At 61.2% G+C, this 14181-nt stretch carries 13 protein-coding genes and 1 pseudogene; 6 read left to right on the top strand and 8 right to left on the bottom strand.

Features of this window, described 5'->3' with window-relative positions:
- Nucleotides 1–187 precede the first annotated feature (187 nt).
- The 4 genes from M0639_RS02315 to M0639_RS02300 are packed head-to-tail and all read right to left on the bottom strand — an operon-like array spanning nt 188 to nt 4536.
- Entirely contained in the window at nt 188–835 is a 648-nt protein-coding gene (locus M0639_RS02315) for an acetoacetate decarboxylase family protein (protein WP_007732330.1), read from the bottom strand.
- Entirely contained in the window at nt 819–2534 is a 1716-nt protein-coding gene (locus M0639_RS02310; RefSeq protein ID WP_003943453.1) for a GMC oxidoreductase, read from the bottom strand. Before M0639_RS02310 ends, M0639_RS02315 begins: the two co-directional genes overlap by 17 nt.
- Nucleotides 2531–4015 carry a flavin-containing monooxygenase gene (locus M0639_RS02305; protein WP_064073527.1) on the bottom strand — a complete coding sequence of 495 codons (1485 nt, stop codon included), beginning with the start codon at nt 4013–4015 and terminating at the stop codon, nt 2531–2533. The genes M0639_RS02310 and M0639_RS02305 overlap by 4 nt, the downstream gene beginning before the upstream one ends.
- Nucleotides 4012–4536 (bottom strand): TetR/AcrR family transcriptional regulator, encoded by a 525-nt coding sequence (locus M0639_RS02300; RefSeq protein ID WP_202427151.1) that lies wholly within the window; start codon nt 4534–4536, stop codon nt 4012–4014. The genes M0639_RS02305 and M0639_RS02300 overlap by 4 nt, the downstream gene beginning before the upstream one ends.
- A 183-nt stretch (nt 4537–4719) precedes the next feature.
- Between M0639_RS02300 and M0639_RS02295 the strand changes: the two are divergent.
- The 5 genes and pseudogenes from M0639_RS02295 to M0639_RS02275 all read left to right on the top strand — a co-directional run bounded on the left by M0639_RS02295 (nt 4720) and on the right by M0639_RS02275 (nt 8487).
- Nucleotides 4720–5430: pseudogene (locus tag M0639_RS02295) on the top strand (DNA-binding response regulator).
- A gap of 143 nt (nt 5431–5573) precedes the next feature.
- The gene (locus M0639_RS02290) at nt 5574–5840 is read left to right on the top strand and encodes a response regulator transcription factor (RefSeq protein WP_370333094.1); all 267 of its coding nucleotides are present in this window, start codon (nt 5574–5576) and stop codon (nt 5838–5840) included.
- A gap of 131 nt (nt 5841–5971) precedes the next feature.
- Nucleotides 5972–7039, top strand: coding sequence for a sensor histidine kinase (locus M0639_RS02285; protein WP_042446628.1), 1068 nt, complete (start codon nt 5972–5974; stop codon nt 7037–7039).
- An 18-nt stretch (nt 7040–7057) separates the two neighbouring features.
- Entirely contained in the window at nt 7058–8134 is a 1077-nt protein-coding gene (locus M0639_RS02280; protein WP_231914984.1) for a hypothetical protein, read from the top strand.
- Between the two features lie 47 nt (nt 8135–8181).
- A complete protein-coding gene (locus tag M0639_RS02275; RefSeq protein WP_047270033.1) occupies nt 8182–8487 on the top strand; it encodes a hypothetical protein in 306 nt (101 codons plus the stop codon).
- Between the two features lie 6 nt (nt 8488–8493).
- Here M0639_RS02275 and M0639_RS02270 read toward each other — a convergent pair whose 3' ends face one another.
- The 4 genes from M0639_RS02270 to M0639_RS02255 are packed head-to-tail and all read right to left on the bottom strand — an operon-like array spanning nt 8494 to nt 13320.
- Nucleotides 8494–9390, bottom strand: a complete 897-nt coding sequence (locus tag M0639_RS02270; RefSeq protein WP_371713992.1) for a hydroxymethylglutaryl-CoA lyase — start codon at nt 9388–9390, stop codon at nt 8494–8496.
- Between the two features lie 16 nt (nt 9391–9406).
- Entirely contained in the window at nt 9407–10621 is a 1215-nt protein-coding gene (locus M0639_RS02265; protein ID WP_058227104.1) for a CaiB/BaiF CoA transferase family protein, read from the bottom strand.
- Between the two features lie 36 nt (nt 10622–10657).
- Nucleotides 10658–12424, bottom strand: a complete 1767-nt coding sequence (locus M0639_RS02260; protein WP_064073528.1) for a multicopper oxidase family protein — start codon at nt 12422–12424, stop codon at nt 10658–10660.
- Nucleotides 12425–12480: 56 nt separating this feature from the next.
- Nucleotides 12481–13320, bottom strand: a complete 840-nt coding sequence (locus M0639_RS02255) for an alpha/beta fold hydrolase (RefSeq protein WP_064073651.1) — start codon at nt 13318–13320, stop codon at nt 12481–12483.
- A 65-nt stretch (nt 13321–13385) separates the two neighbouring features.
- On the opposite strand from M0639_RS02255, the gene M0639_RS02250 reads away from it, so the two are divergent.
- The gene (locus tag M0639_RS02250; protein ID WP_007732297.1) at nt 13386–14162 is read left to right on the top strand and encodes a TetR/AcrR family transcriptional regulator; all 777 of its coding nucleotides are present in this window, start codon (nt 13386–13388) and stop codon (nt 14160–14162) included.
- Nucleotides 14163–14181: the final 19 nt, after the last annotated feature.

Here is a 14181-nt window from a genome sequence, read left to right as displayed (position 1 = left end):
GAGACCGCCGTTGAACACCCTGTCGGCGTCCGAACAAGCCCCGGGCCCCACCCCTTTTGTCGCTGCGAGCGACCACCCGCCGAGAGGCGCCTGTGGGACGTCGACACCTGACTTTCACACCACACGACCAAGGCCGCCCGGTCACTGACGGGCGGCCTTGGTCGCTTTTTCGCAGGTCAAACCCCCGTTACCGACGCCTGGCCGCTCCCGTAGTCATTTTTCCGCCCAGAATCACGACGCCGTGATGGGTGCCCGCAGCCAACCAGTCCGGCAGGGTCTGTCCCTCTGCCTCGACGCTCACGCGCGCGTATCGGAACGATCCCGTCAGCCTTGCCGACGCGATCGCCAGACCTCCACCGGACTCCGGCTGCGCAAATCCCAACGCCCCGGCAATCGGCAGACGCGGCCCGAGCATCCGCGTATCCGAACGCACCCGCCATCCGTCGCCGGTTGCAGTGAATTTCTGCTGCACGTCTCCGTCGAACTCGGCCAGAACCTTGGGTAGTTGCCAGTGGACTCGCCCACCGTGCACCGACGGTTCCGAATCCACCGCGATGAAAGGGACCGCCATCCGCGGCATAGGCCCGATCCGTTTCCCTGGCGCATGCAAGACCGGACTGGCGAGGATCTCGCGATACGGGCCGACCGGCGAATCGAGGTAGTCCACCATCATGGCCACCGTCATCGGAATCGTTCGACCATCCGGGCCGAGCTCCCGCGCCGCCGACGTACTGCGGTGCCACCACAGTGTCGCGCGAACGCGAGCCGGCCACGGCGGCGGATCACTCACCGGCCAGTCGACGCGGTCACTTGTCGATTCAGGCACGCTCCACATCGGACACCTTCTCAGCTCGAATGGTCAGGGGAAGCCGCAAAGCGCCTGGTGCATGCGTCGGCACCACCGGATCGGACGGCAAAGTCGGATCGATACGTACGTATGGCTCGCCGGTCTTCGGGCGGGCGTCCGCGCCACCCTTGTTCGGCCACATCGCGCACGCTCGTTCCGCCTGCGCAGTGATGGTCAGGGAAGGATTCACTCCGAGATTTGCGCTCACCACCGAACCGTCCATGACGTGCAGTCCCTCATGACCGTATGCACGCAGATACGGATCGACGACGCCACTCGACGCGCTGTCACCGATCGCGCAGCCACCCAGAAAGTGTGCCGTCATCGGGATGTTCACGATCTCGGCGATGGAACCACCCGGGTCGCCGTCGATCTTCTCGGCGACCTTGCGAATGGCTGTATGACCCTGCGGAATCCACTGAGGAGGTGGATCGCCCGGTCCCGGTCTACTGGTGAGGGAGCGCCCGAATCGTTTGGTGTTCTTGGAAAGTTCGAGGGAGTTGTCGTCGGTCTGCATCACCAGCGCGATGACGGTTCGCTCGGACCAGTTCCGTACCGACAACGACCGCAAGAACGCTCCTGGGTGTCGGGCCGCGACTGCCAGAGTCTTCAGCACCCGGGGAGTTCGCCCACCGCCGTCACTCAGGACGGTCTGCAGAAGTCCTATTGCATTGCTGCCCTTGCCGTATCGCACCGGCTCGATGTGCGTGTGATCATCCGGGTGAAAGGACGACGTGATGGCTACGCCCTGCGTGAAGTTCCGTCGACGCGACTTCGACGTTGCGGCCAGTACGGCCTCGGAATTGGTACGTACGACGGTGCCGAGAGTATCCGACAGGCCCGGCAGGGCACCGGATTCCTTCATACCGAGCAGCAGTCTCGCCGTTCCGTACGTTCCGGCGGCAACCACCACCTGATCGGCGGTGAACCGAACTTCTCGCCGGCGGACGCCGTCCGTTCGCCTCGCGAGCAGGCGGTAACCACCGCTTGCCGCCGGCCGAAGGTCGGTGACGGTCGTGAGCGGATGAACCCTGGCGCCCGCTTGCTCGGCGAGATGGAGGTAGTTCTTGACCAGCGTGTTCTTCGCACCGACTCGGCAGCCGGTCATACATCCCCCGCATTCCGTGCAACCTGTGCGTTCGGGTCCTTTTCCGCCGAAGAACGGGTCCGGCACGGAAACTCCTGCCTCCCCGAAGAAAACACCGACGGGGGTGGACGTGAAGGTCTCCCCCACGCCCATCTCTTCGGCTACGTCCTTCATCACCGCATCGGCAGGAGTGAAGGACGGATTGGTGCGAACACCCAACATCCGTTTGGCCTGGTCGTAGTACGGCGCCAGTTCGTCGTGCCAGTCAGTGATGTGCGCCCACTGACGGTCTTCGAAGAACCGATTGGGTGGCTGATACAACGTGTTGGCGTAGTTCAACGACCCACCTCCGACGCCGGCCCCCGCCATCACGAGCACATCCGGAAGAAGATGGATGCGCTGAACCCCATAACATCCGATCCACGGCGCCCACAGGTACTTTCGAAGTCTCCAACTGGTTTCAGGCAACTCGTCGTCGGCAAACCGTCGACCGGCTTCGAGCACCCCGACGCGGTAGCCCTTCTCCGTCAGGCGAAGAGCGGCGACACTGCCACCGAATCCCGAACCGATAACCACCACGTCGTAGTGCGTAGTGGTCATGCCTCGACGCTTTCGATCTTGCGAGCGGAGTAGTTCTCCCGATCGAAATGCTCCAGCAGCGAACGGAATTTGAAAGTGAACGTCGGCCACTGCACCGAGTTGCGCCCCTCCGGATCGATGTACCAACTCGAGCATCCGCCCTTGTTCCACACCGTGTGCTGCAACTCGTGCTGAATTCCCTTGTTGTAGTGCACCTGCACCGTCTCGTTCACGTCGAGGGCATCGATCCGCTCTCGCTTCATGGTGTTCACGGCGTCGTTGACGTACTCGGCCTGGGACTCGAGCATGTACACGATCGAACTGTGTCCGAGGTTGGTGTTCGGACCGTACATGAGGAACAGATTCGGGAACCCGCTGACCGCAGTACCCTTGTACGCGTTGGGACTACCGTTCCAATGTGCGGCCAGCGTCTCGCCACGTTTTCCGGTGATCAGATGCGCAACAGGCGGTTCCGTCGGCGTGAACCCCGTGGCGAAGATGATGGTGTCGACCTTGTGCTCGACGCCGCTTCCGTCGACCACTCCGTTTTCGGTGACCGAGACGAGCCCACTGTCGACCAGACTCACGTCCGCGCGGTCAAGGGTGCGCAACCAGTCGTTGGACAGAAGCATGCGCTTGCAACCGATCGTGAAATCGGGAGTCAGTTTCCGGCGCAACTCCGGATCTTTCACCTGTCTGCGCAGATGAAGGCGCGCGGCCGCCTCGAAGGCAGGCAGCACCCACGTCGCGTGCGACATCGCGGCACCGAGTAGCTCGCGGAAGCCGTAAACCCACCCTCGAATCACCTTCTGTGTAACGGGAATCCGCGAGTACACGGCCTTCTGTGCGGCAGGCAGGGTGCGATCCATCCGCGGAATCACCCAGGCCGGAGTTCGCTGGAACACGGTGACATGGGCAGCAGGGTCGGCAATTTCGGGAACGAACTGAACCGCCGACGCTCCCGTTCCGATCACGGCTACGCGCTCACCGCGCAGTTCGTGTTCGTGGTTCCACGTCGCCGAATGGAAAGTGGTCCCGGAGAATTGGTCGAGACCGGGAAAATCCGGGATCTTGGGCGTCGACAACGCTCCGGTCGCGGCGACCAGAGCTTTGGCCGTCAACGACCCTCGAGATGTCCGAATACGCCACAGCGCCGCATCCTCGTCCCACACAGCAGCTTCGAGTTCGCAGTTCAGGACTACGCGTTCCACGATGCCGGTGTCTGCGGCCACCTTCTTCAGATAGTTGTAGATCTCGGGTTGACGAGCAAAGGTATGACTCCAATCGGCGCTCGGTGCAAAAGAATACGAGTACAACGCCGTCGGCACGTCACAGGCACAGCCTGGATAGGTGTTGTCGCGCCAAGTGCCGCCGATGTCAGCTCCACGCTCGATCAACACGACGTCTGCAGCGCGATTGTCGCGAAGCATTCTGGCGGCCAAGCCCATACCGGCAAATCCGGCACCGACGATCAGCGTTTCGACATGTTCGGGAAGCTTCACTTCTTCTCCACTCGGGATTGCCAGGCCGGCAACAGTCGCGCTCTGAGCGCGTCGTCGGCTTCGGATGTACGAAACAGGGCTGAGACGGCAAGCCCACGAACGAGTTCGATGGTGAGTTCGACCGACTCGGAGTCGAACCGATCACCGAACAACTCGGCGCTGCCGAACTCGAGCGCCTCACTCACCTTGCGTTCGAGGGGCACCGTCGCCGCATGCAGAACGGGATCGGTCCGCGCCGCGACCCACAATTCGAGGGCGGCATAGAACAGCGGCCCGGAGAACGCGTCCGACAGGACCTCGAGGCCTCGACCACGATCCACTTCAGCGGTGAGGATTTCTTCCAGCCGCTTGTCGACCAGATACTCGACGGCCGCGACGACCAGCGATTCCTTGGTCGGAAAATGATGCAGTTGCGTACCCCGCGAGACGCCTGCGCGGCGGGCGATCTCTTGCGTGCTGGTCCGTGCGTAGCCCAACTCGACCAACGATTCGACGGCGGCGTCGAGGAGGCGCCCACGCATCGCCGCTGTACGTTCGGCCTGGGTACGGCTTACTTTCGCATCGGAAGTGGTCTCGGTCACAAGACAACTGTAGAGCCGAAACGTAAAACAGTCCAGGCTGACTTCAAATCTTGACACGTAACATACCGGTCAGTCAGCTCTGCCTGATAACGTCCTCGCATCGAGCGGAGGGAAACAATCGCTATGCCAGAGCAAACAGCATTTCCACACCGCCGTGTCGGGTTGGTGGAAGACCACGAGTCGGTAGCAATCGGCGTGTCCGTGATGCTCGAGGACGAGCCGGACCTCGAATTGGTGTGCATCGCGACCACTGTGTCCGAGATGCTCGCTCAGAACGTCGCCTTGGATCTGGCAATCCTCGACCTCTGACTGGCCGACGGGTCATCGCCCAAGAGCAATGTCGAGCAACTGCGGTCCGCCGGGCTCGAGACATTGATCTTCACCGGGGCGGAAAACCCGTACCTCGTTCGCTCGGCCGCCCGTGCCGGCGTACTGGGTGTTGTACGCAAGTCCGAACCGACTGCCGTCGTGGTTGATGCGATACGCGCCGCCGCGTCGGGAAGGCAGGTGGTGACGACAGAGTGGGCTGCCGCAATCGACGGGGATCCAGGTCTCGACGAAGTGGGTCTGAGCCCTCGACAACTCGAGGTCCTCGAACTTTACGCATCCGGAGAGAAGGCGGATCGAGTTGCGCGACTCACCGGTTTGGCGCCGCAGACGGTTAACGACTACCTCCAGCGCATCAGGCAGAAATATGCGGCTGTCGGACGACCCGCACCGACAAAAACGGATTTGTACAAACGCGCGGTCGAAGACGGGGTGTTACCAATTCCTGAACGGCCTACTTCCGGAAAAAAGCTGACTTTGACTAACAATGAGGTTCGGCAACAATAACTCTCACAGCGCTGCCCCTGAAAATATGGGCAGAGGAATTGATGTCTGGGAAAAATTTCCCTCTTCGAATTACATTCATCTGACAAGAAGACGGCACTGTCGGGGGTCTGTCATTCCGCTACAGAGAAGTAAGGACGAAACTCATGACAGTCACTGTGGAAAACTGCATGGCACAGGATCCCGTCGGACCGCACCTTTCGGAGCGCGAAATCGAGGTTCTCAGGGAATGGCTACTGAGTGATTCGAAGTCACGCGTTGCTCAAAACCTCTACATCAGCGTGGGAACGGTGGGGACCCACCTGTCGCGGATTCGCGAGAAGTATGCCGACGTTGGAAGGAACGCACCGACGAAATGCGAATTACTCGTGCGAGCGATACAAGATCAGATAGTGACGATCGACGAACTCTGATCGACAGAGTTGCTTTCGACAAAACAGCCAGTGCTTCTGACGAAATTCTGAGGCTCTTCGGCCGTTTCATCGGCGCCGGCTATGTCTGCTATCTGATATTGCTTGCCCCTGCGATTGCAGAAGCCACCACGATGTCTGCGTCGTGGTGGACTCCACTGGCGGTGGTCGCGACTTTCGGTAGTGGGCTGGCGCTGGGAGCATCGACGTTCCACGCCGACACCCGATGGGTGAAACGAACTGCGAGCGCAAATGCGGTTCTCTACGTCGTGGTCATCCTCCTGTGGTGGCCGGCGTGGAATGGTGACCACGTCACAGATTTCACCTTGTGGATTTCCAATTTCCCCGGCGTCGCCAGCCTTGCTGCCGCTGCAGCTTGGCGACCGGCCGCTGCCGTCGTGCACCTTTTCGTAGTGGCAACACTCGCACAGTTGACCAATCACATAATCCGGACGAGTCCCACGACGCACCTGTTGGTTCCCGACCTCGCCTTCGCCTGGACATTCTGCGCGGTTTTCGTAGCAGCGGCCGTCATGGCCTTGCGAACCGGACGAGTACTGGATGCGACCATCGCCACCACTCATGCCGCTGCCGCCGGCGCCGCTGCGGCCGAGGCCAAATCCGTCGAACGCGAGAGATTCGACGCACTCATCCACGACACCGTGATGTCGACTCTGCTCGCTGCTTCGAGAAACGACGCCGATCCCTCGGTCGTCGCTCAGGCGCGAAGGACGGTGGCAAGACTCGACGAACTGCGCTCCGGAACCGACCACGAGACGAGTTTCGACTTCGACGGAATCCTCGCTCAGTTGCGTTCAGCCGCTTCGGAAGTGGACGAAAACATCACGTTCGAGACCGCCCTCTCCGACGGGTCTGATCCGAGCGGATACGCACCCGACTCGATTCGTGCGATGGCCGGTGCGATGGCCGAGGCACTGCGCAACAGCGTCAAACACGCCGGAAGCAGTGCACGGCGTTCGGTCACGGTCACGGCAACCGCCACCCACCTCGAAGTAGTCGTCACCGACGACGGCGTCGGCTTCGATCCGAGCTCCGTCGAGACGCATCGCCTCGGAATCACTGTCAGCATCCGCGGCAGAATGCGTCAACTCGACGGCGGATCGGCAACCATTCGATCGTCACCCGGCCGCGGCACTTCGGTGACTCTGACGTTGAGCTTGCCCGTAGCGGTGATGACATGACCAGGCCGGACGGACGAGATGTCCGCGATCTTCTCGGCATGCACAGCCGTGCGGGCTCGATTCATGGCTGCATGCTTCGCGCTCACCTGCGTGATCTCGGTCGCCTACACATCCTCCGACGTCCGCGCAGTCTGGCCGATGATCTTGGCAATTATCGTGTGCTCGACTGCGGCTTTCACACTCGTACTGAGCAGAGGCGACCCGATGCCGCTGGGGCAGAGCGTTCTGGTGTCTCTGACCGGCGCCGTCACGAGCGGCCTGGTGTTGTCAGTGGTTCCCGTCCCCGTCAACGACATGACTCAACTCTGGATGTTCGGGATGTCGACGGCAGTCTTCACCTTCATGTGCGTTCGTGGGCGTACAGCACTCGCGTGGCTCGGGCTTGGACTCATGGTGTTGGTGACCGCCATCTGGTCCTCCACCACCGGCCAGGGGGCCATGTACGGAGTGTCGTTGACGGTCATCAACGCCGGCCCTGTTCTGATGTCGACCTTCTTCGCATACACCATCCGTCCTCAAGCCAGGGTTATCTACGAACTTCGTGAGCAGTCCACCCAACGAATTGCCTCCGCATCCGCCAGTGCTGCGATTCTCGAGGAACGCGACGCGCAACTCGACAGGCTCGATGTCCTTGCACGCCCGCTCCTCGAACGGGTCGCTTCCGGGGTTCCACTGACAACCACCGAGCGGCAAGAATGCGAACTCCTCGAGGCGCAACTCCGAGATTCGCTGAGGGCGACAGGCTTACAACAAACAGATGTCATCGATGCTGTGCGTGCCGCTCGAAACCGCGGCGTCGAAGTGGTCCTGCTCGACGACCACGGAATGGATGGCGCGAACCCCGACGTGCGCGACCGAATCCACTCGAGCATCGTCCGGGAACTCACCGCGATCACGCGAGGAAAAGTGACCATACGGATCCTTCCACCTCGGCGTACCGCTATGGCCACGATGCTGGTCGATACTGAAGACGTTCGACGAATCGAGTTCGATCACAACGGAATGCAGCTGCTACGGCAGGGGGACCGGGGAGAGCTCGGCACCTCGTCCATGTCCGTCGATCCGACTACAGACAGCGCCGTCGAACCCGAATAGCTTTCGAGGAGAGTGAGATTCACCGGGTCGATCACCAGGAGAAATGAATGATCTTCGAACTGCGTCCAGCGCATGTCGCACGTGCCCTCGCCGCACTGTGTGCCCTTCCGATTCTGTGGACCTTCGCAGTAGAGGGAATCACCACGACAACGGAATACGACTACAGCACAGGCGAAGTGTCCTCGTCGAGCGACCTGGGCTCTCAGATCGGAAGCGTCGTGATCTGGATCGTCCTCGCGATCGCATTTGCCGCCGGTGCCTGGTATCTGGAGAAGCAGCGCATCGGTTGGCCGGCCGCGGCGCACGAGCAGCTGGTCAAACTGCAGCTGGCATCACCCAACCGAGAAGAGTAAAGGTCATTACCGCTTCCGGTCGCCGGCGCGGAGAAGATTACTGGGAACCGTATGGCCCACTATCTCCTCTGCAACGGCAGCGGCACGAATGCTCGCATCCAGGTCGATACCTGTCGCGATGCCCATGTCTTCGAGCATGTAGACCAGTTCCTCCGTCGCGATATTGCCACTGGCACCGGGAGCGAACGGACAACCGCCGAGACCTCCGGTGGACGCGTCGAGGTTTCGAACACCGTGCTGCACAGCCGCAAACGCGCAAGCAAGACCAGCGCCACGCGTGTTGTGGAAGTGCGCACCCAAGCCGAAGTCACCTACTCTTTCGCCCACAGCGTCGATCAATCGTCCGACACGTCCCGGCGTGGCAGTGCCGATGGTATCTGCGATCGAGAACTGATCAGCACCGAACTCCTTGGCCTCCTCCGCAATCCGCAGAACACGATCCGGGTCGGTTGGACCGTCGAACGGACAGTCCCAGGCTGTGGCCACGATGACCTCCACCCGTCCTCCGGCGTCGTGGACGATCCTGACGACCTCTCCGATACGTTCGGTCGCTTGCTCCGTCGTCGACCGAGTGTTGGCCTCGCTGTGGCCATTCGATGCCGACACAACATATTCGACGGTTTTCATTCCTGCGGCGACGGCCCGTTTCGCTCCACCGATTCCGGCGACCAATGCCGAGAACTCGATGCCGGGCCACTGGTGCAGTTCTGCTGCCAACAATTCCGCGTCGGCCAACGCCGGCACAGCGCGCGGTGAGACGAACGACGTCGCCTCGATACGCGAAACACCCGTCGCAGCCAGAGCGTCGACAAGACGAAGTTTCTCCGCCAGCGACACCGGGTCTTCGATCTGCAACCCGTCCCGTGGTCCGACTTCACGAATACTGACTGCTGGAATACCCACGCCAGGTACCGACATGTCAGATCACGCCCTTCATCTTCAGTTCTGCCTGCTCGCCGTCCGAGAGTCCGAGGAGCCCGCCCCACACCGAGGAGTTGTCGTGACCCGGCGCCGACGCTCCCGCGTTGCGCACGGATCCGGGTGTCTCACTGAAGGTAGGCACGACGCCCAGGCCGAGGACGTTTTCACCGATCCGCTCGTCGTAGTGGTCGACGAGCATCCCCCGCTCGATCAGCTGCGGATCCTTGACGACATCTTCAACCGTATTGATCGGCCCGGCAACAACTCCCACTTCGGTGAGGCGTTCCACCAGGCTGGTGGGATCTTGGAGCGCGACCCAGGCACTGATCAGTTCGTCGAGCTCGTCCTGATGTTTGCCACGCGCAACATGATTGGAGAAGCGGTCGTCATGCGCTAGTTCCGGTCGCCCCATGATGGTGCACAGACGCACGAAGAGCGTGTCCTGATTGGCTGCGATCACCACCCAGTTTCCTTCAGAGGTCTGATAGATGTTGGACGGCGCAATACCCTCCAATCTCGTTCCCGAGGGCTGCCGGATGATCCCGCCCCGATCGTAATCCGGGATCGTGGATTCCTGCACCGCCAGACAGGATTCCGTGAGGGCAACGTCGACCACCTGACCATGGCCGGTCCGCTCTCGTGAGAGCAACGCCGCCAGCACTCCCTGAACGGCGAACATCCCGCCGAGAGAATCTCCGAGCGAAAGGGCAATACGCGGAGGCGCCTGCCCTGGATAACCGTTCAGATGCCGAAATCCGCTGACCGCTTCGGCAACCGAGGCGTAGCCGGCGCTCTTGGCTTGCGGTCCGCTCTGCCCGTAACCGGATACCCTGGCCAACACCAACTTCGGATTGCGCGCACTGAGAACGTCGAATCCCAGGCCCCACTTCTCGAGGGTGCCCGGCCGGAAGTTCTCGACCACCACATCGGCATGTTCGATCAGATTCAGAAACAGGTCTCGTCCCGCGTCGACGCGAAGGTCCAACGTCACACACCGCTTGTTGCGGGCGTGAACCGTCCAGAAGAATCGATGACCGTCCTGCTCGGCCTGACCCCAGGTACGAAGCGGGTCCGGGCGGTCCGGCGATTCGATCTTGATCACGTCGGCGCCCATGTCGCCGAGCAGTTTCCCGGCGAAGGGCCCGGCGATCAAGGTTCCGAGTTCAATCACCCGATATCCGTCCAGGGGCCCGGTGGGCGCACCTTCCGACACAGCTGCCTCCTCTGGGAACTTTTCTCCCCTTGAAGGCTACGTCACCACCCGATATCGCAACATCATGTCGTGGTCTTCGTGATCGAGCATGTGGCAGTGCCAGACGTACCCCTGCAGGTCCCCCATACCGGCTTCTCCGTGTGCCGAGTGGTCTGCCATGGAACCTCTCGCGAAAGTTGCATCCGGATCGAAGCCCAACTCGTCGGCCGTCGGAAAGCGCACGATCACGCGGGTGATCGAGTTGGCATCCACGATGACAGTGTCCTTCTCCCCCGTTTCCCACACTTCGGGAGGCCGCAGCGAAGAGGTCACAAATTCCTCGGCCGACGGCGTCCACCGGACCCCCAAGTCAGGCACCGGATACCGCTGCATCAGTGCTGCAGTGTCGAGGCTTTGGCGTCCCACAACGCGGAACGCCACCAAGTGCAGATGAATCGGATGTGGTTCCGTGGTGATGTTGATCAGATTCCATTGCTCGACGGCTCCCTGACGTGGCAGTTCGATATCCGAATCGGTGAACCTCAAATTGTTGAGCGACATAGTGATCGACGGGTAATCCGAGGGACGCGACAGCTGCATGATCGTGAGATTTCGCACCATATCCGGGGACGCCGGTTCGGCAGCAACGGAATTCAGCTGCTGCGGGATCGAGCCGGTGAATCCCTTTGCGCTGCCCACATCGAACCGACAGAAGACCGGCATCACCTGTGTGCCGCGTTGCGCCACCGCAAGGGGTACCGGTTCGTCGTTGCGCAATTCCACCGTCGTGCCCGGCTCGAGCATGCTGAAGTCGACCAGCAGATCAGCGCGTTCACCCGGACTCAGCCGGACGTGATCCGTCGGCGCCGGAGCGGCCAAAAAACCGCCTTCGGAACCGATCACCCAGAACCGCATACGATTTGCGAAATGCAGATTCCACACCGAATAGGTTGCGGCATTGAGCAGTCGCAATCGGTACAGTCCGCGAGCCACCTCCACTTTCGGCCATACGACGCCGTTCACTACACCCACGTCACCGGGAGTCGCCGGATCCCAGGAACCCTGCGGAGTGAGCCACGTGGAACGGACACTCTGTTGACCGTCGGAGGTGAAGACCTTGTCCTGCAGAATCATCGGAAGCTCGAATTCGCCGGACGGCAAGCCGAGAGAATTCCCGGTGGTGCCTGTATCTGCGTCGTCACGGAGAAAATACATCCCGACCAGCCCGGCGTAGACGTTGAGGCGCGTCATTCCCATGGCGTGATCGTGGTACCAGAGATTGCCGGCGGCACGACCATTCCTGTATTCGTGGACCAAACCTTCGCCCGGACGCTGGATCAACTCCGGATGTCCGTCGAACTGTGGTGCAGTAACTCCCCCGTGCAGGTGAAGCGAGGTGGGGACCTGTGTGCGGTCGAGGTTGCTGACGCCGTGCAGACCCGGATCGACATCCGCGGCAAGCGGATACGCAGAAATGTCGTTGGCATATCGGACTGTGACGAGCTGATCGACGTGAGCTTCGATGGTGGGGCCCAGATAATCCATTCCGCCGTAACCCAGCGACGGCGACGACGGTAGGTCCGGATGGAAACGGTGCATCGACGAAGCCGCGCGAAGCTCCAGGTTGCCACCCGAAATGCCCGGCAGGACAGGAAGGGTCTCCCGAAACGGTTCCAGCCGGGGTGACGGAAGTTGGAACGGGCGCAATGGATCGACATCAGGTGGTCGAGCCGTCGCTGATCCAGCGGACAACGCGCTGAGACCGGCCAGCAGGCCAAGCCCTTGAACAAACGATCGGCGACGGATCTTGTGTGACTCGTCCACTCACGGCCCCCTCACGCTGACGGCATCCGGAGCGGGTTACCCGCGTGCTCGCACGGTCAAACACCAACGACATTCTCCAACCAGGGTTTGAGAATGGGTAGAACATGAGTCGGTTGCATTGCCTGCGTGTGATCCAGACCGTCGAGTACCTCGATATCCCACCCTGCCGACCGAACGGCGTCGAGGTCGAGATCGGCCGGCGCGACCCGTACCCCACCCCATCGGTCACCGTATTCGATGACGTCTCGCGAACCGACGAAACACATTCGCGGACAAAGGATGCGCCCTTGAATCGTTCGATCGTCGAATTCACCAAGTGCGCGGTACAGCGTCACGAACTGCCGGGTCTGCGCTCCGGTCAACGCAATGTCGATGGAGTTCCAATCGAATTCGTCTGATGATGCCGCGGGCTGTGATGTGCGCTGGGGCGGTTCACTCGCCATGCGGTGTGTAGCTTCGGTAACCTGGAGCATCGCCTTGTACGGCCCATCCACCGGCGGGAAACCACCCATGACCAGTGCGGTCAGACGATCGGTGCGCAGCGCCAACTGCAATCCGCACAGTGCCAGCCAGGAGTATCCGTAGTAGGCGAACTGGTCGATCCCAGCCGAATTCGCCACAGCCAGAATGTCGGACGCGATGTTGTCGGGAGTGAGCGTGTCCGGCGCGGGCGACGCCATCCGGTGCCCTTCGTAGGCGAAGGCAACCACAGTGAAGTTCGACGCCAACCCTTCCATGAATGTTCGACCGAGCGAGGGGTCAACGCCCCAGGCGCGAAGTTCGTCCGCCTTGATGCCGGTAGCCGAAATCGGATTCACAGGTATCAGCACGGCGGGGCCATGTCCGAGAACCTCGACCTCGATAGATGTCCCGTCGTGAAGTCTTGCCTCAACCATGTCCACTCCCAAATCTTTACACTGTAAAGTAATTAAGAATAGCGCGACTCCACGAAAGCGACAAGATGAACAAACAGGCAGGCCGACGCGATATCGCACGCACGATTTCACTTCTGTGGCGTCAACCCGAGACGCCTTCCGGCCGCCGAGGACCGAAGCCCGCGCTGTCCACGGACACAGTCGTTGACGCCGCGATCGAAGTCGCCGACGCCAACCCCACGACACCGTTGTCGATGCGCATGATCGGCGACCACCTCGGCCGCACTGCGATGTCGTTGTACACCTACATACCGGGAAAGGACGAACTGCTGGACCTGATGTACGACCGGGCGCATGCCGAGCTACCGCCGATCGCAGACACCGGCGACTGGCGCATGGCACTCTCCGACTGGGCCGCCGCACTCTTCGCCCTACATACACGCCATCCGTGGACTTTGGATGTCTCGTTGGCGCGCCCCGTCCTGGGTCCGCACGAGCAGGCAGGACTCGAATCACTCCTGTCCATTCTCTACTCCACAGGTCTCGATGCTCCGACCATCCGCAGATCGGTGAGCATGCTTTTCCATTTCATCCGGGGGTCCGCGCGGACCTTAGCTGAGATCCGAAGCGCCTCGACCATCGGAGATTCCGAATCTCATTGGTGGGCAGAGTCTTCTGCTGCACTGGCCGATGCTGCACCGGATTTCGTGGACGACTTCCCGCACACGACGCAGTTGGGTCGGGAGGCCCCACCGGTACCGGGCGGCGACTTCTATCTCGAACGAGAAACCGAAGAGTCATTTACTCAGGGCCTACAGATCCTCCTTGACGGTATCGAATCGAGGATTCGAAAACGCTCTTGACTCGAACGCATGTTCGAGT

The organism is Rhodococcus qingshengii JCM 15477, from assembly GCF_023221595.1.
Lineage (GTDB): Bacteria > Actinomycetota > Actinomycetes > Mycobacteriales > Mycobacteriaceae > Rhodococcus_F > Rhodococcus_F qingshengii.
Note: the sequence above shows the minus strand (reverse complement) of the source record. Positions and strands in the feature narration are given on the sequence as shown.